This window comes from Thalassobacterium sedimentorum (assembly GCF_031127905.1).
In the GTDB taxonomy this organism is placed as follows: Bacteria; Verrucomicrobiota; Verrucomicrobiia; order Opitutales; family Coraliomargaritaceae; genus Thalassobacterium; species Thalassobacterium sedimentorum.
The window spans coordinates 22,736-45,416 of record NZ_JARXIC010000014.1; the positions used below are offsets into that span (position 1 = coordinate 22,736).

Consider the following 22,681-nt stretch of genomic DNA (forward strand, 5'->3'; position numbering starts at 1 on the left):
TATGATGAAACGATTTTTTCAGCGCATTAAACAAAAAGAGGAAGATCCTGCGCAGCCACCTGTTTTGACGGTTGCATTTGGTGATAGTGTGACTCAGGGAGTCATGGAATACGGTAGGCTGTTTCCAGAGGGAGTCTATCATCGATTGTTTCAGACAGCCTTAGAGAAGCGCTTCGGCGAGGCGACTTTTTCCACATTGAATGCGGGGGTGAGTGGTAGTGCCGCGACGCAAGCGCTCTCACGCCTGGAGAGAGATGTCATTCGTCATCATCCTGACTTGGTTTTGTTAGCCTTTGGTTTAAATGATTGTTTGGAGGGGCCGGGGAATTTGTCACAGTTTTCGGAGAGTCTACGTACGATCTGTGCGGCAGTACGTTCAAAAACCAGTTCAGATTTAATTATTTTAACGCCTCCATTTATGGCACATCGATTGGATGAGTCCAAAATACATCCGAAGCATCGGGGTGTCGTGGCGAGTTCTATCGTTCGTGCACAATGTGAAGGTTTCTTAGATGTGTATGCGGATGAACTGCGTTCAATCGCTTGCTCAGAGGAGGCCATTTTGGCGGATGTCCATGCCTTATGGGGATCGCTAAAGGCAGAGGGGATCGATACGGATACATATCTATGTAATGGGCTCAATCATCCGAATGAGAAAGGACAGAAAATGATTTGTAACGTCTTGTTAGAGTCGATTCCTCAGCTGAATGATTAATTCGGAGGGGCGCACTTTATGCGTATGAACCATCATGGATGATCGCCTAATCGCGCCCCTGTGCGATTAGGTAAAGAATATTTATTATATAAATAATGCACACAATAGACTGGATTTTTGTCGTCGCGCCTTTGCTGTTTGTTTTCGGCATTGGTATTTTTACTCATAAGTATATGAAAAGCGTTGCGGACTTTATGTCCGGCGGACGTGTCGCGGGGCGCTACTTGTTGGCTGTCGCCAAGGGGGAGATGGCGGCCGGCGCCGTGGTCTTTGCCGCTTTGTTTGAGATCATTTCGAAGGCGGGCTTCACTTGGACATGGTGGACCTGGATTAATATTCCAGTGGGGCTGATGGTGGCGATCACCGGCTTTGTGGTGTATCGCTATCGTGAGACGCGTGCGATGACGCTGGCCCAGTTCTTTGAACTGCGCTACACTAAGCGCTTCCGCGTGTTTACCGGTTTTCTCGGTTTCTTTGCGGGGCTGCTTAACTTTGGGATCATTCCAGTGATCGGAGCGCGCTTCATTACGACCTTCATTGGCTTGCCGCTAGTGGTGGAAATCTTTGGCTTCGAGGTCGCTACCCATTTATTTGTGATGGCGCTGCTTTTGTCGGTGACGCTGTTTCTAACCCTGTCGGGTGGTCAGATTACGGTGATGGTGACGGATTGCCTGGAGGGCATTCTTTCGCAAATTCTGTATTTGATCATTATAGTGAGCCTGCTGGTCATGTTCGACTGGTCGCAGATTATGGATGTTTTAGGCGATCGCCCCGTGGGCCAATCATTGATTAATCCCTTTGATTCGATGGGGCTGGAAGACTTCAACCTCTTTTATGTGTTGATGGCGGCCTTCGTCGCGGTCTACGGGACGATGGCCTGGCAAAACCAGAGTGCCTATAATGCGGCCGGCTTGACCGCACACGAGAACAGGATGGGGCACATCCTCGGGCGCTGGCGCGAGTTCGGCAAGCAGGCACTGGTCTACCTACTCGCGATTTGCGCGATGACTTACCTGATGCATCCGGACTTCTTCGAGCAAGCCGCTGTCGTTAATCATGATCTGGCGCTGATTCCCGGTGAACGGGCCCAGGAGCAGATGCGGATCCCGATGGCGGTCTCGCACCTCCTTCCCATTGGAGTGAAGGGTGCGTTCTGTGCGGTGCTGATCATGGGTATCTTCGGCGGCGACTCCACTCACCTGCATTCCTGGGGCAGTCTGTTCGTGCAGGACGTGCTGGTGCCTTTGCGCAAGAAGCCCTTCGGCACGAAGCAACACATCAAGGTGCTTCGCCGCTCGATCACGGGCGTGGCGGTCTTTGTCTTTATTTTTGGAGCGATGTTTCCTCAGACTGAGTTCATCGCGATGTGGTGGGCGGTGACCATGGCGATCTATGTGGGGGGCGCCGGTGCGGTGATCGTTGGCGGTCTCTACTGGAAGAAGGGAACGACAGAAGGTGCTTGGGCGGCTTTATTTACAGGCTCTGGACTGGCTGTCACGGGGATTGTCGCACGGCTGATTTGGCCTGAGTTTCCATTGAATGGGATGCAGGTGTCTTTTATCGCCAGCCTACTGGCTGTTAGCTTGTATGTCGTGGTTTCACTGCTCACATGTAAGGAAGACTTTAACATGGATCGCATGTTACACCGCGGAGAATACACGAAAATCATCGAAGCTGTGGGGGACCGCGTTATGCCAGCAGAAGAGTTAAAAAAGAAAGGCATCCTCGCACGTATTCTAAACTTTAATGAACACTTCACCTTGGGAGACAAGTGGATCGCCAGCGGCTTGTTTGCCTGGAGTATGTTGTGGTTTACAGTTTTTGTAATCGGCAGCCTTTGGAATCTTGTGGCCCCTTGGCCGATAGAAGTGTGGAAGGGCTTCTGGCATGTGACTGGGATCGGTATTCCCGTCTTCATGGCGCTGGTAACTGCGGTGTGGTTTACCTGGGGCGGACTGCGGGATATTTTTGCACTGTTCCGCCGCCTCAAGGAAGAAAAGGTGAACGACCTCGATGATGGCACCGTGGTGGGCCACCAGAATTTAGATGAAGCCGTCGTCACGCGCGAGGGAGCCAGCGAGCATGGTGAAAGAAGTTAAATGAATGAGCCCATCGCCACGACTATTGTTCTGGAACCGGATGGACCAGCGCTCGAGCTCCGTGAGCAAACTTCCTTTAGGGTTTCAAGATAACTGCGATGTCGGTCTTATGATGTTTTTGTCGGAAATAGTATATCGTTCGCCATTGAGAGATCGTTGCGAAGTTAGACTATAACAGAGTCTCTTTTTACCCTCGTTTTGTGATATGTACTCCCTAAATAATGTAGTCTCCCGCAGCTCTTTGCTGCTTCTCTCTCTCGCGCGACATCAGTTTCTGCGATTACGATTCGTTCAGATGTGTCAGACTCCGCTTATACGGAAGATGCTGCTTGTTTTTAGTCTTCTATTAATTTTTTCCCGAAGGAAAAAATAATAAGATATATTCTTTTAGTTTAAGTAGACGGCTCTTTTAGTTAGTTTCCATACTAGATTAGTGAGTCATTGCCCTTATGAACGTTATGCAAAATACCAAGCTCAGTCAGTCTCAGTTGAATCAGTCGTCCCGCGGATTTGCATTGGTGATTGCACTCAGTTTGATGGCCTTTGTTTTACTGTTGGCGATCTCGCTTACACAGTTGATCTCTGTCGAAACGCAGAGTGCAACAATCAGTAAGCAAACAAAGATCGCGCGGGCCAACGCTTTATTGGGCTTGCAAGTAGCTCTCGGTGAGCTCCAACGGAGTACGGGCGCAGATACACGTGTGACTGCAGAAGCCAGAATTCTAGACAGTGATCCGGACACAGAGATTGCGGACGATATACTTCATCCTCATTGGAATGGTGTTTGGAATGTCAACGAGATGACTGGGCAGCGCGAGTTGTTCACTTGGCTAGTGAGTGGAAATGAGAGCCTTTCAACTCAGGATACTGATTTTCTGTCTGCGGAGACGGCAGTCTTGTCAGAAGATGATTCAGTGGAATTGCTCGGCAGTGAGAGTGCCGGTAGTAGCGCTGAAACGGTTCGGGCGCAGAAGGTATCAGTTGATGCGGGGCATTATGCATACTGGGTATCTGGAGAACAGACAAAGGCTCTGTTGAATATTGGGAAAGAGGAACTGAGATCCTTGCCGGCGTTTCCCGAGACGATTACTCGCCAATTTCAGTTCGATCATTTGAATTTGACCAGCGATCCGTCTGACTCCACGACGATTCGCAAGTCGCAGAGCTTAGAGCAGGCTGCTTTGGCTCTGGGGCTCGACGATGATGTCTTGAAAGAATATTACTTTGATGTGACGACCCTTTCTCGAGGCTTGTTAACTGACGCACAGCAAGGGGGGCTTACGTTGGATTTGACAGCTCTCCTTTCAATGGATGATTTACCGTCGGGCTATGAAGTGAGCCGATTTATACCGGCTATAATACAATCGAAGCCGATAATTGGGCGACACAATCGCCGACATGGAACTATTTGAAGGCGTATTATGATTTACGTCTGGACGTCTTGGACGATGGCAAGATCACGCCGCAGACTGGCACGGCCCAGCGCCCAGGAATTGCGCCGGTGATTGCCATGTTTAAAATGGGCTTCGGAGGGGGCTTGAGCGAAGACAATTATCTATTGGTGAATTTGTATCCGCAACTTATTTTGTATAATCCGTATAGTGTGACCTTAGAAGGGCGCGACTATACGCTCGTTCTTTTTGGTAATCAAATGACGCGCTCTGAAGATTTAGAATCGGGCAGCAGTCCCGCGCGTGAATACCGCAGTATGCCGATTGCAGTCGGACACGAGGCGAGCCATAACCAAGTGCAAGATAACCCTCGCTATGAAATCGGGAAAGCCTTCGTCATTTCAGATGGCACGACAACGACCTCAGATGTGTCTATTCCGACGGATGCAGATCCTGCTTATGTCAGCAAACCAGCGAGTGATCCTCCCGGCGCACCACGCTTTTTGGTTGAGTGTCCTGATATACCGCCGGGAGCTGCCGTGATTCTTTCGCTGTCGGCTCAAACTGACTTCGACCGTTACTCGATGGCAAATGTCTCGCTCAAACCAGGTTTTCGAGCTTATCCATTTACATGGAAGACGCTGATCCCTCTGCACGAAAATACAGCAGATCCGAGCAATTTAGAGTATTTCTATTGGACATTATTTGATCCCGTGGATTATCCCGTCTACAGTGATGCTGCCTTGGTGGACGACGCCTCGGCTGCAGATGTGCTGCTTTCTCTCGCAGGCTCTTCAACTACCCGTGGGATCCAACGTGTGCTTTATCGCCGCGATGATCCTGATTTTGAGTCGCATGTTTTCCAGATGACTGGTCGCATTCCTTTTCGTAAGGACGAATATTCATATCCCACCTTCGATACCTATTACTATTACGGGAACCCTGTCAGCGACCCTGGGATTGAATTCGGTTGGGCGGCTTACGCTTTTGCGCCCACGAGTGATTCCAATCGTATTCATGCCAGACCCTTTGTGCATTTCAACCCGCGTGCGAAGGACTTGGACCCCATCAATGTATCGAATAGTGACGGAGACAATCAGCACTATTTCTACAACATGTATGGAGGCGTGGGTTTTCCGACGCTCGATACTTATAGTAATGACGAGATGGTTTATGTCGGAGGGGGCTACACGCCATCCGAAGGTGGGGTGAAGTCGTTTGTCTTATATGATCTACCACGTGACTCGATGGGGCTTTATTCTTTAGGGCAGCTTCAGCACATGCAGGTCAGTGAGCATTTTGATGAGCCGGGGTATGCGATTGGGAATTCGTGGGCGTCGCCTCACATTCCGCGCGATCAATATTACGTTGCGGGTGATGGTGTGACCACACAGGAGAGTCTTTCCGCGGGGGACTATATTGGAGATCTTGATTACAGCTGTGTCGATCTCTCCTATTTGTTAAATAAAGCGCTTTGGGATCGCAGCTTCTTTTCGACGATTCAGAATGTAGGTCTGAGTGGTAATAACGATTTTCATCAACCGGCAAACCCTCGCTATGCGTTTAATACAGAATTTACCGATGAAACTTTTTCGGATCCGGAAGCGAATGCTGCATCGCTCTATGTCGAAGGTGCTTTCAATGTGAATTCGGTTTCCGTAAATGCTTGGCTTGCCTTGTTGTCGGGACTTCACGGTAGCAATCCCGATTCGGTGTCCGGCACACCGCTGAATTATCCGTTTTTCCGGCTGATTGAGGCACAAAGTGACGCCTCTGATGTGTGGGCAGGCTTCGAGAACTGACGGTCGATCAAATCCAGGAACTCGCTGAAAATATCGTCGCCGAAATCAAAGCGAGAGGGCCGTTTCTTTCGCTTGCGGACTTTGTGAATCGTAGCCTTATCAGCGAGGATGAGGATGCGGATGCGGATGGTCACGGTCTGATGGGGGCGCTGCAAGCTGCGATTGAGCAGAGTGACATCAATAACGCTGTCGATGGCGAAGCAGTGACGACGGCGAATTCTGTGCCCTTTGACGTGCCGGAGCACGCTACAGGGAAAACGTCCGATGGGATCGCGGGTTATCTGACACAAGCAGACATTTTGACTGCGATCGGTCCTCGCATGACGGTTCGTGATGATACCTTTACGATTCGATCCTACGGCGATTCGCTCCACCCGGTTACTGGAGAAGGCGTGGGGCAAGCTTGGTGTGAAGCAGTGGTTCAGCGCTTACCTGAGTATGTTGAGGCTAATGAAAATGATCCGGAAGATTCCCCGGCACTTTAAGCTCCGGCTCCGTCAATCAGCTCATGGGGCGACGCTACGAAATTGTGTCTCTGCGCTGGCTGGACCCCAATGAAATTTAAATCATGATCTATCTACGCTCTTTATGTCTCTTTTTGTTTTCACTGCTGCTCGTGGAGCAAGCGCATGCGCAAAGCACTCCCGAATTGAGCAACATAAAGTTTCGTATACTCGCGTGGAATACGACGGTCGGTGAAGTGTATATTCATTCAGCTGGTTCCTATGAATTACTGCAGGCGATGCCGAATCAGGTGTCCCATGAGTTTAGCTATACGGGCCCGGCTCCCTTGCAACTGTATCGAAAAGCAATCGGGCCTGAGGGTGTTATGAATTACCAGCCCTACGCCACGTTGAAAATACATCCGAACCATAGTCGCTATCTGTTGGTGCTCTATGCAGATGCTAAAGAGACAGATTTGCGTAAGGGCTTCCTCTATCCCTATGATTATACGCGCTCGAATACGAGTCCGTTGGTTCTGTATAATATGACAGATTTTGCGGTGAAAGCCCAGCTCGGTGAGGAGATTATCGAGCTCGCTTCGACTCGAAATGTCGCGGTGGATCCGGATGATTTGGATGAATCTTCAAATAATTATGCTTTGCGTTGTAAGCTGGCAAGTAACGAGGGCGGTCAGTGGAGGTTAATCTATAATGATTACATTCATATCCCGAATCGGGCTCGTGTGTTCTTTTTCTTTAAACAAAAGCAGCAGGGGAATTCAAAACGCATACAGATTGAAACTAAAAAAATCGTGGACTACCGTTTAAGCGAAGCGACGCGTAAAGCGAGTAGTGAGAATTTCGATGTAAAAGAGAAGGTTGAGATTAAGCCCTATTAATTGAATTTTGAGGCAGTATTCCGTGATGACTTCGTAGGATTTTGGGGGTCCATTGATATTGCCTCCACTCATTTCGGCTTCGCCTCCACGGTTGATGGTATGGTGATCGTTAGTTTGAGTTTTTGCCTAGCTATATATGAAGGTGAGGTCGTGGTTACTGATGCTTGCTAGGGAAACTGTGTAATTCCTCGTTTGATCCGGTATTGGCGCGGGGTGGTTTTGTAGTGTGTTTTGAAGAGTTTGTAGAAGTGGCCGAGGTTTTCGAAGCCGCATTCGTGGGCGATTTCCAGGATTTCCTTTTGCGAGGTTTCCAGCTGCATGGAGGCCCAGTTTAGACGGGCGTGATTAACGATCTCGCGTGGGGTGGTATTCAGTAAACGTCTACAGTCACGACTGACGTGTTCGTGGCTGCGCCCGGCAATACGGACAAACTCGGGCACGCCACCCACGAAATTGGGCCAGGTTTCGATGCGGCGTAGCGCGTGGGTGAGCCACTCTGGAGTGGTTGCGGAGGCGGACGTCTCTCGGTCGCGATTGTCGAGTAGGGCCAAGACGCCCAGCAAGAATGCGGCGGCATTGGTGCTGTTCCAACGGCCAGCAGCGAGATCGTTGCCCATTTGCCGCAAGCGCTCGCGGTCGTCGCTGCTGAGCTGGTATTCTCGCTTTTCGATGTCGAGGTGGTCAAAGAAGCAGACTTGGTCTATAAAGAATTCGCGGCGGATTTTTTCCCATAGCGAAGACGGGAAGGCGAAGTTAATCAAGCCGACTTGGTCGCTGGGGTTCCATGCTGAAAAACCATGTGAATCGTCGGCACGGATTAACGCAAAATAGCCGCTTTCCATCAGTCGCCGTTCGCCGTTTAGTAGGTGGCATCCACGTCCTCTCTCAATCCAGAAGAATTCATGGTAGTCCTGACTATGCACGAGGGGCGAGGGGACATAGCTATAGTTATAAGCTTCATAGGTGCATGCGTAAGCTTTGGGCCAGTCCGTGGTTGAAATATTAAACATCAAGTAAGCGTAATAAATTGTTTTTAGAGCGCAAGACCTGAGCTCTGCTCATATGCTATACTGCTTAAAATAATATTATGCTTCCAAATCATCATCTTCCCCAACTCTCTGCTAGTCGTATTGAATCAGTAGTTATGCGTCTTAACGCTGCTGTCTGGATAAACCGTCAACTCGTCGAGGTCGAAGCCTCGCGTCCTCAGGCTCAGCAGCTTTCGTTGGCTGAGGGGCAGCAATTGAAGCGCAGTAAGGTGAAGGCCTGCTCTTTCTGGGGGAAGCTCTTTGATCAACGTTGGTGCCGGGTGACTCTTCCGGAGGCAGTGGACGAAAATACTTGGTTAGAGTGGCTGGATCAAGGCGAAGCTACGCTTTATATCGATGATAAGGCGTATTTTGGTTTTAATGTGGCGCATCGACGTTGCCGTCTGCCGGAAGGTACGAAAGTCGTGTGGCTACAGTCGAGTTGCATCCAAAGTGCGATCTGGCATCCGGAAGCCAATGGTATGGATGCGGCAGGTAGTTATTTTGAGGGTGCCTTTGTCGTTAGGCGTGACGACGTCGCTTGGAATGCTTATCATGACCTGAAGTGTCTCTTTGATCTGGCGATGGATCAGCGTCATCGCGAAAATCCGCAGGTGCCTACAACCTTGAATTGTGCAGGCTTACAGGCTCCGGTTGATAAATATACGCCAGTTTATCGTCGGATGTTGCGTGGGATGGAGGATGCGGCCAATGCGCTCGATCAAAAGGGAATCCAAGCGATGCGTCGCAGCTTGGCTAAGCTCTATCAGGAGTTGAAGATGGACAAGACTTTCTCTAAGTGCATTTTGACCGGGCATGCCCACCTGGATCTCGTGTGGATTTGGCCGGAGCGGATGGGCGAACTCAAGGCGGTCAATATTTTCGCGACGGTGGATCGCTTGATGGAGGAGTATCCCGAGTATCGTTTTGCCTACAGTCAGCCAGCCAGTTATGAGGCGGTGGCAAAGCGTGAGCCGGAGTTGTTTGATCGTGTGAAGGGACGCATTGAATCTGGCAAATGGCAAGCCACGGGCGCCATGTATGTAGAATCGGATACGATGATCGCCTGTGGTGAGGCTTTGGCCCGCAGTTTTACACTTGGTCAAAAAGGCTTTGAGGCGATCAACGGAGCCTTGTCGAAGCTCACCTGGCTGCCGGATGTCTTTGGTTACTCGGCTTGTCTACCGCAGATCATGAAGCAAACCGGTGTGGAGTATTTCTTCACCACCAAGATGACCTGGAATGCGATCAACCGTTTTCCCTATAGCAGCTTCATCTGGCGTGGGAATGACGGCTCTGAGATTCTGGCGCATGTGACGCAGGATTCCGGCTACGTGACTCACATGGAGATTGATAACATCAAAGCTCCGATGCATGCCAATCAGCAGGCTGATGTACATGAGGAGTATCTACTGCCCACCGGCTACGGTGATGGTGGAGGTGGCCCGACAGATGGCATGCTAGAGCGTGCACGTCGACTGGGTTCCTTGCCTGGTATGCCGGAGATTGAATGGGATCAACCGGAGTCTTTCTTCGAGCGCTTGAACACAGTACGTAATGCGTTACCAGTGCACCAGGGCGAATGCTACCTAGAGTTTCACCGTGGCACATTCACGACTCATGGTAATTTAAAGGCTAGTTTCCGTGGTTTGGAGCGTGCGATGCAGGTGGCTGAGGCGGTGGCTGCGGCCACGAGTAAAACCTGGAACATGGAAGATTCCTGGAAGCGTCTGGTGTTTGCTCAGTTCCATGATTACATTCCTGGCAGTTCCGTCTGGGATGTGTATATGGAAGACTTGCCAGTGCTGGACCGTCATGCGGCCACTCAGTTGGACGAAGCGAAGAAAGCTTTAGCCGGCAAGGGAGAGGACTGTTTGTTCAATCCACACGCCGTGGAAGTCTCGAAGTGGATCGATGGTCTGGACGCGTCGGCCTATGTCAGCTTGCCACCTTTAAGTGGTTCGTCCATCGAGTCCGTCATTCAAGATGTGCCGGAGTCAGTCGAAGTGAAGGGGCGCAAGGTATCGAATGGTCTGGCCGAGTTTCGGGTCAATGCCTCTGGTTGGATCGATCAATTGAGCTGGGAAGGCGTCGAGGTGCCGCTTTCCGGTCCTGCGGGGCAACTGATGTTGTATCCCGATCATGCGGCGAATTTTGAAGCTTGGGATATCGACCGTCATGTCTTGAGTATTGGTGAGGTCTGTAAGGCGAAAGCGACGCTCACTTGCGTGGAAGAGGGCGCACATCGGGCTGGTATCGCTGTGACACGTAAGATTGGTGAGTTCAGTGAGGCGACAGTTACTTTTATGCTAGAAGCTGGAAGTCCCTTGGTGCAGGTCACCGTCGATCTCGACTGGCAGGAGCCTGAGTCTTTACTTAAGCTGATTTTTCCAACAAAATACGCTGCGACCAATGCGCGCTTTGGCATTCCTTATGGCAGTGTCTTGCGCAAGCAGGTGCCGGACGGCTTGCAGGCCGAAGCGCAATGGGAAGTGCCTTTTAGTCGCTATCTCGCAGTGTTTGACGAAGGTGAGCGTGAGGGGCTTTTCCTTGCAACCGAAGATAAGTACGGCGCCACTGTGCGTGAAGGTTCGGTTGGTTTAAGCTTAGTGCGCAGTCCACGTGTGACTGGCTATGACGCGCATAATTTCGCATGGCCACCGCATTTGACCCGTTTGAAGATTGATTCGCCTTACAGTGATATCGGTCAGCATCAGATCAAGTTAGCTATTGGCCGCTATGACGCCGAACTACCACGCGAGCGTCAGCCTGCATCAGTTGCGGAAACGCTATTTACCGATCCAATTGCTTACACTGGCAAAGCCATCGCGCCTGTCATTGAATCGATCTCAGGCTGCGAAACACTGGTGCCGCATTGGGTTAAGCCAACAGATTCAGGCTATGTGCTCCGCTTGCACGAAGTTGCTGGACGTCGCGGTTTAGTGGAGCTAAAGCTGCAACAGGGCTGGAGCGCGGCACGCACCGATATCGGCGAATCTATGTCAACTCCTCTATCAGGTAAGCTAGCCTTTTCCCCTTATGAAGTCGTCAGTGTCTTGATTCAAAAAATATAGACAACCGCGATCTGATTCGGCGGGGAATTTAGTGAATGGTATCATTTATGTGATACCATTCACTGATAGAGGTGTCAGTTCGATTTCATAAATTCGACGATGAATCTTATTTGAGCTATTGAAGGAGAGATTGTGGGAGATAGATAATTCTATGCTCGAAGTAGGAGTCTAGATTACGATGCGTTTTACAGGAATTGTTGCTCCTGCTAGTCTGAGCGTGTCATCTTTGGGATGGACTATTCGGCCGTTTATTGTGACGGAACTGAAGGCGTCGAGTAAGAGGAAGTGTGGTTGGATCAAGCCGTAGTGTTCGATGGTACATTTGGATTCGATAAGGAGGGTATCGCCATCGTGGAGAATCGTGACACTCAATCTAGAAAACACACCGCTATTCACTTTAAGCGTTTCGCCGTCATCTGCTTGATAATGTGAGGTGTAGCTACCCGTAGTCGATTTGTTGGCGACGACGAGCATATCAAGCTCTTTGAGATCGATGCGGTTGTCGCTCGGATCTGTGCGGCGTAACGGTAGTATTGATGCTTCCTTTAAAAAAAATGGGCTGTGTGTTTCGCTTCGGGCGACTTCAACCGTTTGGTTACCTGCAATCCATTTTCCTGTTTCGAGTTCGAACCATGCTTGTTGCCCTGGCAGTGGCACGTTTCGCTTCAGGCTGTCGGCGTCGAGGAATGGCGCTTGTAGAATGGACGGCCCAACGAGGAAGGCATCGTCGATGTAATCGAGCTCCAGTGCTTCAGAGTTTTCAAAATCGTAAAAAAGAGGACGCATGATGGCAGAGCCTTGTTCTGCTTGAGCCACAAACAAATTGTAAAGGTAGGGCATCAATCGGTAGCGCAGCTTTATAAAATTGCGGCAGACGGCTAGTGTTGATTCATCAAATGCCCAAGGCTCCTGCTGGACACTATTCAGCATCGAATGATTTCGGCAGAAGGGGGATAAACAGGCACTTTTCATCCAATCGCGGAGCAGACGTGCGTTGGTATTTTCGGCAAATCCGCCGATGTCTCCGCCGTTGAATGGAATCCCGCTGAGTGCTAAGTTGAGCTGCGTCGCAATGGAGCTGCGTAAGTAATGATAGTTGGATACATTGTCGCCGGTCCAAACGGCAGCGTATTTTCCGCCTCCGATAAAGCTGGATCTAGAAATGAGGAAAATGCGGCGATTGGGGTGGGCAGCTTCGAAGCCTGCCCGAGTTGCGCGAGCCATTCCCATTCCGTATTGATTGTGGAAAGTTTCGTGGCCATTTATCCCCTCTGGGCCAAAGCGCATGTCGTAAGGGGTTGAGTTGCCGACGGAGGGGTCGTTCATATCTAACCAAGCGCCTACGATTCCCTGTTTGGCGAAGGCTTCCACTTGCTCTGCCCACCATTGGCGAGCGCGTTCTTGAGAAAAATCGGGAAACGCGGTGAGACCAGGCCAAACAAGTCCGATGAATTCAGAGCCTTCGGGGTTTTTACAAAAAATATCCGCGGCCTGTCCGGACTGATAGATCGTATAATCAGGATCTACTTTGACCCCAGGGTCGATGATGGGAACGACGGGGTGCCCCTTCTTTAACATGGATTGAAATGTTTCGCTGGGGGTTGGGATTTTATCCGGATCCGTTGTGAACACTCGAAATTCATCCATGTAGCCGATGTCAAACCAAAGCCCATCGACGGGGAAATCATGTTGTGCAAATTTTTCGTCTAAATCGAGTAGATGTTCGGTTGTCTCATAGCCCCATCGGCACTGCTGGTAGCCTAGCGCCCATAGCGGTGGGAGTGGGGTGGTGCCGACTAGTTGTTGGAAGTTCTGTGTGAGCTCGGCGAGGGTGTCGGCGGCCAGTAGAAAGAGGTCGGGTTGGCCACTTTCGGATCCGATGATAATGGCTTCTTCGTCGTCGGTTCTTATGCTGCTAAATCCTTCGATATCTACTGTTGCTGCGATTGAAGCATAGGCTGCTTCCGCATTATTTAAGAGTAGTCCAATCCAAGTCGTTTCGGTCTTAACTATGATGTAGGGGATGGAAACGTAGTAAGGGTCAGGTGTGCCTTTGTGAATGTGTGTTATTGGGAAATCGGCGAAGGCATCGGTATTCCAGAATTTGGTGCGAACACCTGTGTATTCTAGCCCGATCATTTTTGAACCAGCCCCGTAGTAGCGGTTCTTTGAATGATGGCGAAAGCGCAACATGGAAGCTTTTCCGTTTTTGCCGAAGGAACGCCTTGGGAATGAATCGAACAATATCGTTCCTTGCTTTGATCGCAGTTGTAGACTGGCGTCTTCATTGATCTGAAGTTGATAGTTGTTGTCGCTAGTATTTTCTTTTAGATTGAATTCAGCCTGAGAGGAATTATTATTCCAATCACCACCATTCAGAGTGAGCCGAAAGATATTATTTCCGTATTCTTTGATGATGAGTGGTCGGTTCTCTTTCGCGAACGACACGCCTAGTTCTGCTGAATAGGTGGAAGCGAAACTGAAGTTCTGGCTGAATGGATATTTATTGAAATACATAAGGCGCTAAAGACCCGTTCAGTCAGTTGTTGAAGCGGGACGTGCTGGAATGTCTACTCTTCGTTGAGTAGCCAATCGATATAGAGTGTTGCGGTCCATCCATAGTCGTGGACGACTTGATGACTTCTGTCTCTGGGAATGTTTTTTCCTTTTCTTAGGAGGGCAGGTGGTTCAACTTCGAGTTTATCATCGAAGTATTCGAAGAATGTACCCCATTTTTTACACGTGCGTTCTATTTCCGCTAAGGTCTTTGTGCGGATCATTTCAGCTTCGGTGTTGTAGCCATAGCGACGAAGACCGCGGGCGATCATCCAGTTGATATTGATCCACGTGGGGCCGCGCCACATGTCCTTCGAGTAGAATGATTCCGTATCTGAACTGACGACGGAGGGGACGGGGAAGGCTGTTCCGAAGGTGTTGGGATTTGTTAGATGCTCGGCCAAACGCGACGCGCGGCGTGCGTCGGGTGCGCCACAGTAGAGAGGGAGGAAGCTTGAACTTGAAAAGACTTTGCTCAGTTTTCCATTGCTCTGATCGAGATCAAGATAGAGTCCATCTGTTTCTGACCATAGCTTCTCGTTAATTTTGCTACATAAGTCTTTGTGGTGTGTTTCCCATTTTAGGGCTTCGTCCTGCATGCCAAGTTGTGAGGCAAATTGAGCCAATATTTCGTATTCGCCTGCCTGATACGCGTTGAAGTCGGTTGCGTCTAATGCGATGGTTTTATCAAATCGAGGTGAGTTGTCCATTCCGCTTTCGCCACTTCTACAGTCAGGATTGTCTTCGATGTACCATTCTAGTAAACCTGCCCCGTCTTTATCTCTGTGGGCTGCGTTCCAATCGACGTAAGCGCAGAGTTGTGGGTAAATCGTCTCGAGCCAGCTAGTGTCTTGGCTTTTTTCGAAAACGAGCTGAGCCGCCAGTGCTAGAACGGGCGGTTGCGTGATTTCGGAGCATTCATCGGGGCTGGCCATATGTGGTATGAAGCCGTCCGCATTTTGAACGGATAGCATGGCGCTTAACATTTCTTGAGCAAGTTGAGGGGCAATATGACGCCAACCGATCGCATGAAATGCAGAATCCCACAGCCACATGTTTCGATGCGGCCAACGATCTGGCGTTGTCCATGCGGATTGTATCTTCCCTTCGGGAGAGCAGACTTGTCCTTTCATTTGGGAGAGCGCTCGAATGAAAGAATACTGAGCCTTCTCAGTTACATTGCGACCGTGGATTTTGTTTTCTTGTAACCAGTGCAGACGTTCCGCTGCGGTTGAATCGAAACTGAGATTGATGAGTTTAGGGGAAAAATGGGTTGTGTTGCCGATCAATGTTTTATCGCCATTCTTAAATGTCAGTAGTTCCGGTGCGTTTTCTTTGAATTCAATTGGCCCTTCTAGCAATAAGTGATGGGCGTCGATTAATACTCCGCGAATGGATTCTCCGTTTTCATTGTATACTTCAAACCAGTCGTTGGTGATACGGCTTTCGATGATTGGGCCTGTGAGCGTGAAGCTTAATTGTAATTCAGCTGGGTGGCAGATGGATAGGCCATCTTTAGTCGTTCGTATGATAATTCCCTGCCTGTAATCGGTTAGACCATCGAGATGTGAGAATGCGATGATGTTTCCGCTATGCCATGTTGATGCAGGTGGTACTAGAGATCGACGGGATATTAAGCAGGCATTGGAGATATTTTTCATATTGAATGATGCGACTCGAGGATCGTGAGTTGGCGAGCGGGTAGGTTGCCTTCGCGGCAGAGAGGGTTGATGATGTTTTTTTCGAGCGGAAGCGCTGGATCGTCCCATGATGGTAAGAGCGACCATTCTGTGTTGTTTAGGGTAGAATTGCCGAGTTCAGGAGATTCGAGAGTGAATTCGAAACTTTCGTCGGAATTGTTGATTATAATGACTCGTGCTTGTTGAGTGATGGGGTCTTGCACGCAAGTTGCCCAGACGCGTTGATGAGGTGAGTCATCTAGGGTGCCTCCTTTGATTGAAATCGGTATGATGTGGGCTTGTTTGGGCACACTACTCATGGCGCGTCCGAGTATGTCGAAGGCGGGGCGGTGGGGGCTGGCTTCCTTTTTCCAGTTCTTGTGCTCGATGTCCCATGTGTCAATGAGTTGCCACTGTCCATCAATGTCCCCTCTGTTGGTGAAGCTCCATCTGCTGAATCCGTCGATACCAGCTCGGAGGGATCGAATCAGGAGCTCTGTGTCCTTGATCGCTGATAGCTCGTTTCCAGGGGCTGAATTGTCGGCACCAAATCCGTAAGTCATACTGCCGACTTCCGTTAAATAAAAACCCTTATCGGCTGAGTGGGCTTCCTTGCAGTAGCGGGCAACGAGCTTGTCAATGCGCTCGTGAATGGGATACTCGTATGGTGTGCTGGGGGCGCAGTGGTCAAAGATGGAGTTGTAGCTGTGGAAGTCAATGTCATCTACATTTTGAAACCAAGCTTCATTGGCTAGGCGTTCATATACGGGCATGTCAGTTTCGTCTGGTCCCATTAGACGCACTGAAGGGTGTTCGATTTGCAGACGTTTTCTTACTAGAGCGCAGGCCTTGTTGAGATAGTCGTATTGGAGGTCTTTGGAGCGCTCTCGGTCTCCTTCTTCACGCAAAATACGATACGATTCAGGGGTGTGCCACCACCAGTATCCAGGCTCATTGATTATGTTGACCCACTTGATACAGGTGTAGCCACGTCGAGTGTAGAGTTCATCGAGTAAATGCATCCAGCCTGTTGTGAAGGCGTCGAGGTCTGCGGGTGCAGAATATGTTTCCATTGCAGGGTCGCCGCGGAATGCTTCGAAGCTGTTCCAGTTGATGCCACCCCACTGTTGTTGGAGTAGCACGTCGGCTCCGTTGCGCTGAGCCCAAGCGCAGATGCGATCTAGGATCTGCATTTCAGGCGAATCCCAATTGTATGCGCCTTTTTCGGGCTCGAATTGTTGCCACTCAAATTCGAGCCGAATGAGACTTAGTTTGAGCTGGCTGGCATAGGATTCGATCGATTTCCACAGTGGTTCATGAGCTGGTAGAAGTGGTGGCTGCCCCCCGAATGCGCTCCCTCCGTGGCCTGTCGGTGCATTTAAGATCGAGTGCCATGAGGCGCCGACACCGCTGCGCATTTGGTGAGTCGGGGCTGAGCCGAGTTTAAAAAGGACATGCTGATTCATAGGCTTCTTTTCTTGATTCTTGTTCTTGTGGAATGGGAATTCATCGCATTGTTGTGTAATTATCAATATTTTTATTGTAATTTCCGCAAATTCATAATTAAGTTTCGAAACTTACAAAACGCGTGGAATTGTTTTTGGATGAAAAGCTGGGTGTTTTGGGGTGTTTTGGGGTGTTTTTGATATGAATATAAAGTCGATAGCTAAGATTTCAGGAGTCTCCGTTGCTACGGTCTCGCGTGTGCTTAATAACGAAAGTGGAGTTAGTGAGAAACTGCGGCTTCGGACGCTATCTGCGATCGAAGGACGGGGGTATCAGCCTCGGGAAAGTTCGACTCGTCGCGCTCGGATTGCGATGGTGGTAGAGCCTGGGACGCCGACCTTTGACAATTTCTTTGCTCAAATTTTTACTGGTATTTCGAGTTATGCTTTTGCGAATAATGTAGAGACGACTTTATTGTATCACGCTCAAGGGGATGTCGGGGAGCTCGATGTGGTGGAGTTGCTTCGTAAGAAGCGCTGTAACGGGGTTATATTTCTCTCTCCATTAAGTCGTGAGCGTGCGGAGTCTCTTGTTGAGGCTCGTATTCCAGCGGTCGTTGTGGCCAGTCGCTGTGAGGTTCCTGGTGTCGGCTTTATTGATTGCGATTCTCGTCGAAGCGCGTATGAGCAAACTGAATATTTAATTCGCCTTGGTCATCGCCGTATCGGATTTCTTTGTGGTTCGCTCGACGGGATTATTGACCATCAGGAGCGACTGGATGCATATAAACAGGCACTTGCGGATTCGGATATTGAGCTTGAGCTGGGGTGGGTGATTCCGCATGTTCCAACGGATGTCACTGAACGGGCAGGCTATGATCAAGCCAATCAATTGCTCGACTGTCACTCCGATGTGACTGCTATTTTTGCCACGAATGATGCGATGGCCTATGGAGCGATTAGTGCCTGTGTCGAGCGCGGCTTGCGAGTCCCTGAAGATGTTTCGGTTATCGGTCACGATGATAATCCAACAAGCAAATATTACAATCCATCTTTGACGACGACTCGGCAGCCACTGCGCGACATGGGTACCGAGGCAGCCCAGTGGGTCGATCTTAAGCTGAAGGGAAAGCTCGATACGATGCCTAGTAAAGTGATTCATGGCGATCTGATCGTTCGCCGGTCCTGTGCCCCTGTCAAAATTTCTAGCTGAATGAGTTCAGTATATTATCCAATAAAAACCAAACCAAACCCAAACCCCATGAAATACAATAAATTCGCATTATCCTCAATTATACCTACATTTGCTGCGCTCTTTGTTGGCGCTGTGACTGTAAATGCCGATAGCTTTTTGCTTTCTGATAACACTTTGCTTGGTGGTGTTAATGCTACGCATTACCCCGATGGTATTACCGCGGCAAATGCTATAGCGACTGGTGCTACCTACACATACTTGACTGATGCTGAAACATCCGGGATTGGAGATACCGATTCAGGCATATTAACAAATGACGCTAGTTTTGGAAAGCTGACAGAAGGTCAGAATTTGCGAGTTGGTGGCACAGGTGGTCCGATCGGATCGTGGCAGCCGCAGAGTGGGGCGACTGTATTGTTCGACCTGAAAGATACTTATTATATTGATGCAGTTAATTTCTCGGTGAGCACTAATGGGAATGCTGGAATTGCTACCTATGAGGCCTATGTGAGTACCGACAACGTTACTTATACAGCACTCGGCACATGGTCTGGAGAAAAGACGGTCTTAGATAGCGGTGAAACTAATCCTGGACTAAACACACAGGTCAGTATTACTGCTGCAGCCTTAGAAACTGAAGCTCGCTACGTGAAGGTGTATTTGAGCCATTGGAATTCGGATCATACTGTTCGCGAGTATAATCAGCTCGCATTAGGAGAGGGAGCTGTTTGGGGCACATCGATTATTCCTGAGCCTTCTTCCTTTGCGCTTGTTTTAGGCGCGATGGCTCTGTTTGTGCGACTGTCTGTAGTGCGTCGTCGCTAAAGGAATCGCCTTCAATACAGACCGTTTTGATTTGTGGCTCATCTCCCTTTTATTCCTTCTTCGGAGGAGTTGTGCTAATTCGGTTTGATTAACATCTTAGATTATGAAACGTAAAGACTGTCTGCATGTTAATCGATGCACCGCGTTCACTCTAATCGAATTGCTTGTCGTTGTTGCTATTATAGCTATATTGGCGGCGATACTTTTGCCGGTGATTGGATCAGTTCGTGGTAGTGCTAATCAAGTGGCTTGTGCGAGTAACCTGCGAGAAATCGGGGTTGCGTTTAATTTATACCTTGCTGAACACAATGGTCGTTATCCAGCATTTACAGGGGCTATGTATAACTGGGGCGGTAAACGCGGTAGCTGGGGAGGGCCAGAGGCTGAAGACCGTGCGTTATATCCTTACATTTCAGATATAAACGTCTTTCACTGTCCTGCAGATATGGGTGATCGGCCTTCATCCACTTCTTCATTGTTTGATCGTTCAGGAAATAGTTACTCCGTATCTAACTCTGCCGAGCGTGGTGTTTTGGCAACCGAAACCAGCGGATCCAGACTCGGAGTTTCTGGAATTTACAACTTACTTGAGAATCCGTCACGCACAATTCTCGCATTTGACCACACCGTACGAAACGGTGAAGGAGGTTATATGGGAAACTCAGTTTTTTGGCATCCGAATGATACGAGTAATGTATTACTTGCCGATGGTCATATTACAGTGTTCAGCCGAGAGACTGTGGAGACCTATGTCAATCCAGTGAATCCACCTGGATATACGTGGGGGTGGTCCGCTTGGAGCTCTGGATCTCAGTGGTGATCATGGGCCTCATTTTTTTAATCTACGAATGCTATTAATAGAGAATCTAGAGATTCTATAGCCAGCTTTTTACAATTATGAAACATTTTTCTATATTTGCCCTATCCTGTTTTCTTGCGTCAGCAGCTGTCGCTACGCCTGTGCCTGGGAATTACGACTATCCTGAGCAACCGGGAAGAGATGCTCTGCTTAATACGGACCCGAGTCGAGGCTTGCTCAATGATGGAAGGGCAGGCGTTGATGGACCGAGCGCTGTCTGGGGGGAGTGGGGCGTTCGCGAGTTCCTCGTGGACTGGAATTTCGGGCAGCCGATGCAGGTCGACTCGATTGTGCTGACTATCACACGCGCCAACGAAAGCTCGCAGGATGTTCATCCTCAATTGTTGAAACTATATCCAGCGTTGACGTCGGGGGGCGGTTATTCGGCACAGCCGCTCTATACTATTGAAATCCCTTTTCAGGCAGGGCGATTACAAAATGTTCGACTTGATCTGCCTGGAACGGGGCTTGCCGTTGCGCGTCTGCGTATGGCATTTGAAACGGATAAAAAGCAGATTGTTTTGAGTGAGGTCTCTTTTAATGGTCGTGCAGCATCAAGGAATGATATTGCTGCGACTCAGCAGGCGATGAACAGATCCGTGAAGGCTATCGCCGAAGTGTCGAGTTCAATTCCATCATATCATTTTCCAGATCAAAATGGACTAGATCATCTAGTTAACACAGATCCAACTTATTCTGTGTTAACCGACGGTCATCAAGGCACCGCTGGAAATCAAGCCGTTTGGAGTAAGTGGGGGACAAAAGAGATGGTCGTCGATTGGGATTTTGGACGTTCTGTGCGTATCAAGTCCATGAAAGTCGCGATCGTGCACTCGAATCCCAATTCCGAAAATTCGCATGCGAGCGCAGTGAGTTTATATGGCCGCGATACAGGCTCTGAGTATCTGCTGGAACCAGACTTTCAAAGTGAAATTACTTTTGAGGCAGTTCCATTGCAAGAGGTGCGTCTAGTCTTTTCTGATGGAGGCATTGTGACTGATGCGTTTCGTACGGTGTTTCAAGCCGGACGTTTCCAAGTTGTTCTAAGTGAAGTGACCTTTGAGCTTGAAGAAGCCACGAAGGCTGAGGCTGAGCAAGCGCAGCGTGCTCGTGAAAATGCTCAACCAGAGGTGTATGAGCCAGTCGTCTGGTTTCCGAGTTCTCTCTCTCCTGAGGCTCGAGTGTTCGGAGATTCTATTTTCGGAGTGTGTGGTCACTTTTTGCACACGAATGCATTCATGAGTCATGATAGTGAGCGTTTTAATAATCACTGGCGTCCGAGTCGCACGCTTCCGTGGTTAGTGGATGGTAATTTTAATTGGGTGCGTGAGACGCTCTATATGACACCATTCAATGCGCAGGCAAATACGGAGGAGAAGTTGACTCAAAATCGTCAACGAGTTGAAGATTATATTCAGCGTTATCAAGATCGAGGGGTTAAAGTGCTACTCGCACCGATGTTTGGTGGCGCTGCGGTGAATGAAGATATCAGTGAGTATGCCCAGTGGGTTGGATCGCTGGCTCGCCGATTCTCGGCTGTGCAAGCAGTTGAATTACACAATGAGCCTAATTTAAAAGGTTTCTGGTTGGGAACGCCTCAACAGTTTGTCGATGCTGCACGTGAATTTGCAGGTGTTGTGAAACAGCAGGCACCCGAAGTCACGATTATTGCAGGTTCTTTTGCTGGATGGGGTGGGGCATGGAATCACCCTGACCTACGAGCGCTCGTTGCTGGAGATTCTGAGCTTGCGACTAAGTATGCCGAAGAGGTTTTTAAGTTAGGCTTGCTTGAATTTGTAGATGCGGTGAGTGCGCATCCGTACCGCGGAGTTTCCGCTCCAGAAGGTGGAGACGTCATTGAGTCTCGCACCGATCCAGAGGGCTTTGAGAAAGAGGTGAGTCGTTATCTCGATATGGCTCAAAAATATACGCCTGGAAACAAACGATTACCTCTTTATTTGACCGAGATCGGATATTCTGTCTCTGATCAGGGGTATACGAATGTGCCGGACGAAGCGCGTCAGGCGGATTATTATGCACGCACGATGTTGTTGATGCTTGGGATGCGTCTGGATGGAGTGCCGCTGGATGGGGTGTTTTGGTACGATCTCAAACAGGATGAGGCTGCTGGTGATCATTATGAAAGTAATTTCGGTATTGTTAGCCCGAATGCTTCGCGTCCGCGTCCCGCATGGCTGACGGCAAGACGGGTAAATGAGTTCTATGCGAACAATGCTGATTTTGTCACTTATGACAGCTCGAATTATTTGTCTTACGAGAACGGTGAGGAAGTCATCAAAAGTTACTTGTGGAGCCGTAAAAGTGACGAGGCATTGATAGTTCCTTTTTGGAGGATGAATCAACTTCAGAAAAAAGACGTTGATTTTGACACGGTACTGACACTGCGTTTGCCGAATGGGGTAGATGGCGATAATGTAACGGTGCGTCTTCACGATTTACACGAAGATCGATCACGAGAGGTTGGGGTTAAAAAAGCGGATTACGATAATGTCTTGATCATCCCGCTGCACGTGACGGCTCGTCCTGCCTGGCTGGAAATTATCGAGAATTAATTGCCTGGTCTAGTGGTCCGAAGCCGGCTTTGTTTCGAGTCCAGCGGGACGCGCAATTATTTTGTTCTAGTTCAATTCGCCACAATAAGAATGAGGTA

General features: G+C 49.4%; 15 protein-coding genes. 11 read left to right on the forward strand and 4 right to left on the reverse strand.

What is annotated here, in order from left to right; all coding sequences use genetic code 11:
* Window position 1 precedes the first annotated feature (1 nt).
* The 6 genes from QEH59_RS09965 to QEH59_RS09990 all read left to right on the forward strand — a co-directional run bounded on the left by QEH59_RS09965 (window position 2) and on the right by QEH59_RS09990 (window position 7,349).
* Window positions 2-715 (forward strand): SGNH/GDSL hydrolase family protein, encoded by a 714-nt coding sequence (locus QEH59_RS09965; RefSeq protein ID WP_308985221.1) that lies wholly within the window; start codon window positions 2-4, stop codon window positions 713-715.
* A 95-nt stretch (window positions 716-810) separates the two neighbouring features.
* Complete coding sequence (locus QEH59_RS09970) at window positions 811-2,814, forward strand: sodium:solute symporter family protein (RefSeq protein WP_308985222.1); 2,004 nt, start codon at window positions 811-813, stop codon at window positions 2,812-2,814.
* 458 nt (window positions 2,815-3,272) lie between these two features.
* Window positions 3,273-4,226, forward strand: coding sequence for a hypothetical protein (locus tag QEH59_RS09975; RefSeq protein WP_308985223.1), 954 nt, complete (start codon window positions 3,273-3,275; stop codon window positions 4,224-4,226).
* Window positions 4,223-6,007, forward strand: a complete 1,785-nt coding sequence (locus QEH59_RS09980; protein ID WP_308985224.1) for a hypothetical protein — start codon at window positions 4,223-4,225, stop codon at window positions 6,005-6,007. The genes QEH59_RS09975 and QEH59_RS09980 overlap by 4 nt, the downstream gene beginning before the upstream one ends.
* Window positions 5,986-6,492: a hypothetical protein gene (locus QEH59_RS09985; RefSeq protein WP_308985225.1), complete on the forward strand. Its 507-nt coding sequence runs from the start codon at window positions 5,986-5,988 to the stop codon at window positions 6,490-6,492. Before QEH59_RS09980 ends, QEH59_RS09985 begins: the two co-directional genes overlap by 22 nt.
* An 83-nt stretch (window positions 6,493-6,575) precedes the next feature.
* Window positions 6,576-7,349 carry a hypothetical protein gene (locus tag QEH59_RS09990; RefSeq protein WP_308985226.1) on the forward strand — a complete coding sequence of 258 codons (774 nt, stop codon included), beginning with the start codon at window positions 6,576-6,578 and terminating at the stop codon, window positions 7,347-7,349.
* Window positions 7,350-7,516: 167 nt separating this feature from the next.
* On the opposite strand, the gene QEH59_RS09995 is transcribed toward QEH59_RS09990, so the two are convergent.
* Window positions 7,517-8,359, reverse strand: coding sequence for a helix-turn-helix transcriptional regulator (locus QEH59_RS09995; protein WP_308985227.1), 843 nt, complete (start codon window positions 8,357-8,359; stop codon window positions 7,517-7,519).
* A 134-nt stretch (window positions 8,360-8,493) separates the two neighbouring features.
* Here QEH59_RS09995 and QEH59_RS10000 point away from each other — a divergent pair, with 134 nt between their 5' ends.
* The gene (locus QEH59_RS10000) at window positions 8,494-11,451 is read left to right on the forward strand and encodes an alpha-mannosidase (protein ID WP_308985228.1); all 2,958 of its coding nucleotides are present in this window, start codon (window positions 8,494-8,496) and stop codon (window positions 11,449-11,451) included.
* A gap of 168 nt (window positions 11,452-11,619) precedes the next feature.
* On the opposite strand, the gene QEH59_RS10005 is transcribed toward QEH59_RS10000, so the two are convergent.
* From QEH59_RS10005 to QEH59_RS10015, 3 genes are read right to left on the reverse strand one after another with little or no spacing between them, the layout of a single operon-like run.
* Window positions 11,620-13,968, reverse strand: coding sequence for a glycoside hydrolase family 31 protein (locus tag QEH59_RS10005; protein ID WP_308985229.1), 2,349 nt, complete (start codon window positions 13,966-13,968; stop codon window positions 11,620-11,622).
* 53 nt (window positions 13,969-14,021) lie between these two features.
* On the reverse strand, window positions 14,022-15,668 hold the full coding sequence (locus QEH59_RS10010) for an amylo-alpha-1,6-glucosidase (protein ID WP_308985230.1): 1,647 nt from the start codon (window positions 15,666-15,668) through the stop codon (window positions 14,022-14,024).
* On the reverse strand, window positions 15,665-17,152 hold the full coding sequence (locus QEH59_RS10015) for a glycoside hydrolase family 5 protein (protein WP_308985231.1): 1,488 nt from the start codon (window positions 17,150-17,152) through the stop codon (window positions 15,665-15,667). The genes QEH59_RS10010 and QEH59_RS10015 overlap by 4 nt, the downstream gene beginning before the upstream one ends.
* A 181-nt stretch (window positions 17,153-17,333) precedes the next feature.
* Here QEH59_RS10015 and QEH59_RS10020 point away from each other — a divergent pair, with 181 nt between their 5' ends.
* The 4 genes from QEH59_RS10020 to QEH59_RS10035 all read left to right on the forward strand — a co-directional run bounded on the left by QEH59_RS10020 (window position 17,334) and on the right by QEH59_RS10035 (window position 22,583).
* Window positions 17,334-18,344, forward strand: a complete 1,011-nt coding sequence (locus QEH59_RS10020) for a LacI family DNA-binding transcriptional regulator (protein WP_308985232.1) — start codon at window positions 17,334-17,336, stop codon at window positions 18,342-18,344.
* A 48-nt stretch (window positions 18,345-18,392) separates the two neighbouring features.
* Window positions 18,393-19,151: a discoidin domain-containing protein gene (locus QEH59_RS10025; RefSeq protein WP_308985233.1), complete on the forward strand. Its 759-nt coding sequence runs from the start codon at window positions 18,393-18,395 to the stop codon at window positions 19,149-19,151.
* Between the two features lie 103 nt (window positions 19,152-19,254).
* The gene (locus tag QEH59_RS10030; RefSeq protein ID WP_308985234.1) at window positions 19,255-19,971 is read left to right on the forward strand and encodes a prepilin-type N-terminal cleavage/methylation domain-containing protein; all 717 of its coding nucleotides are present in this window, start codon (window positions 19,255-19,257) and stop codon (window positions 19,969-19,971) included.
* Between the two features lie 77 nt (window positions 19,972-20,048).
* Complete coding sequence (locus QEH59_RS10035; RefSeq protein ID WP_308985235.1) at window positions 20,049-22,583, forward strand: cellulase family glycosylhydrolase; 2,535 nt, start codon at window positions 20,049-20,051, stop codon at window positions 22,581-22,583.
* Window positions 22,584-22,681 lie beyond the last annotated feature (98 nt).

What these genes read in the sequence shown, in the direction of transcription:
- QEH59_RS10015 (WP_308985231.1), bottom strand. Translation starts at nt 17,152, where the DNA reads ATGAATCAGCATGTCCTTTTTAAACTCGGCTCAGCCCCGACTCACCAA.
- QEH59_RS09990 (WP_308985226.1), top strand. Translation starts at nt 6,576, where the DNA reads ATGATCTATCTACGCTCTTTATGTCTCTTTTTGTTTTCACTGCTGCTC.
- QEH59_RS09970 (WP_308985222.1), top strand. Translation starts at nt 811, where the DNA reads ATGCACACAATAGACTGGATTTTTGTCGTCGCGCCTTTGCTGTTTGTT.
- QEH59_RS09975 (WP_308985223.1), top strand. Translation starts at nt 3,273, where the DNA reads ATGCAAAATACCAAGCTCAGTCAGTCTCAGTTGAATCAGTCGTCCCGC.
- QEH59_RS10000 (WP_308985228.1), top strand. Translation starts at nt 8,494, where the DNA reads ATGCGTCTTAACGCTGCTGTCTGGATAAACCGTCAACTCGTCGAGGTC.
- QEH59_RS10010 (WP_308985230.1), bottom strand. Translation starts at nt 15,668, where the DNA reads ATGAAAAATATCTCCAATGCCTGCTTAATATCCCGTCGATCTCTAGTA.
- QEH59_RS10025 (WP_308985233.1), top strand. Translation starts at nt 18,393, where the DNA reads ATGAAATACAATAAATTCGCATTATCCTCAATTATACCTACATTTGCT.
- QEH59_RS10005 (WP_308985229.1), bottom strand. Translation starts at nt 13,968, where the DNA reads ATGTATTTCAATAAATATCCATTCAGCCAGAACTTCAGTTTCGCTTCC.
- QEH59_RS09965 (WP_308985221.1), top strand. Translation starts at nt 2, where the DNA reads ATGATGAAACGATTTTTTCAGCGCATTAAACAAAAAGAGGAAGATCCT.
- QEH59_RS10020 (WP_308985232.1), top strand. Translation starts at nt 17,334, where the DNA reads ATGAATATAAAGTCGATAGCTAAGATTTCAGGAGTCTCCGTTGCTACG.
- QEH59_RS09995 (WP_308985227.1), bottom strand. Translation starts at nt 8,359, where the DNA reads ATGTTTAATATTTCAACCACGGACTGGCCCAAAGCTTACGCATGCACC.
- QEH59_RS10035 (WP_308985235.1), top strand. Translation starts at nt 20,049, where the DNA reads ATGAAACATTTTTCTATATTTGCCCTATCCTGTTTTCTTGCGTCAGCA.
- QEH59_RS10030 (WP_308985234.1), top strand. Translation starts at nt 19,255, where the DNA reads ATGAAACGTAAAGACTGTCTGCATGTTAATCGATGCACCGCGTTCACT.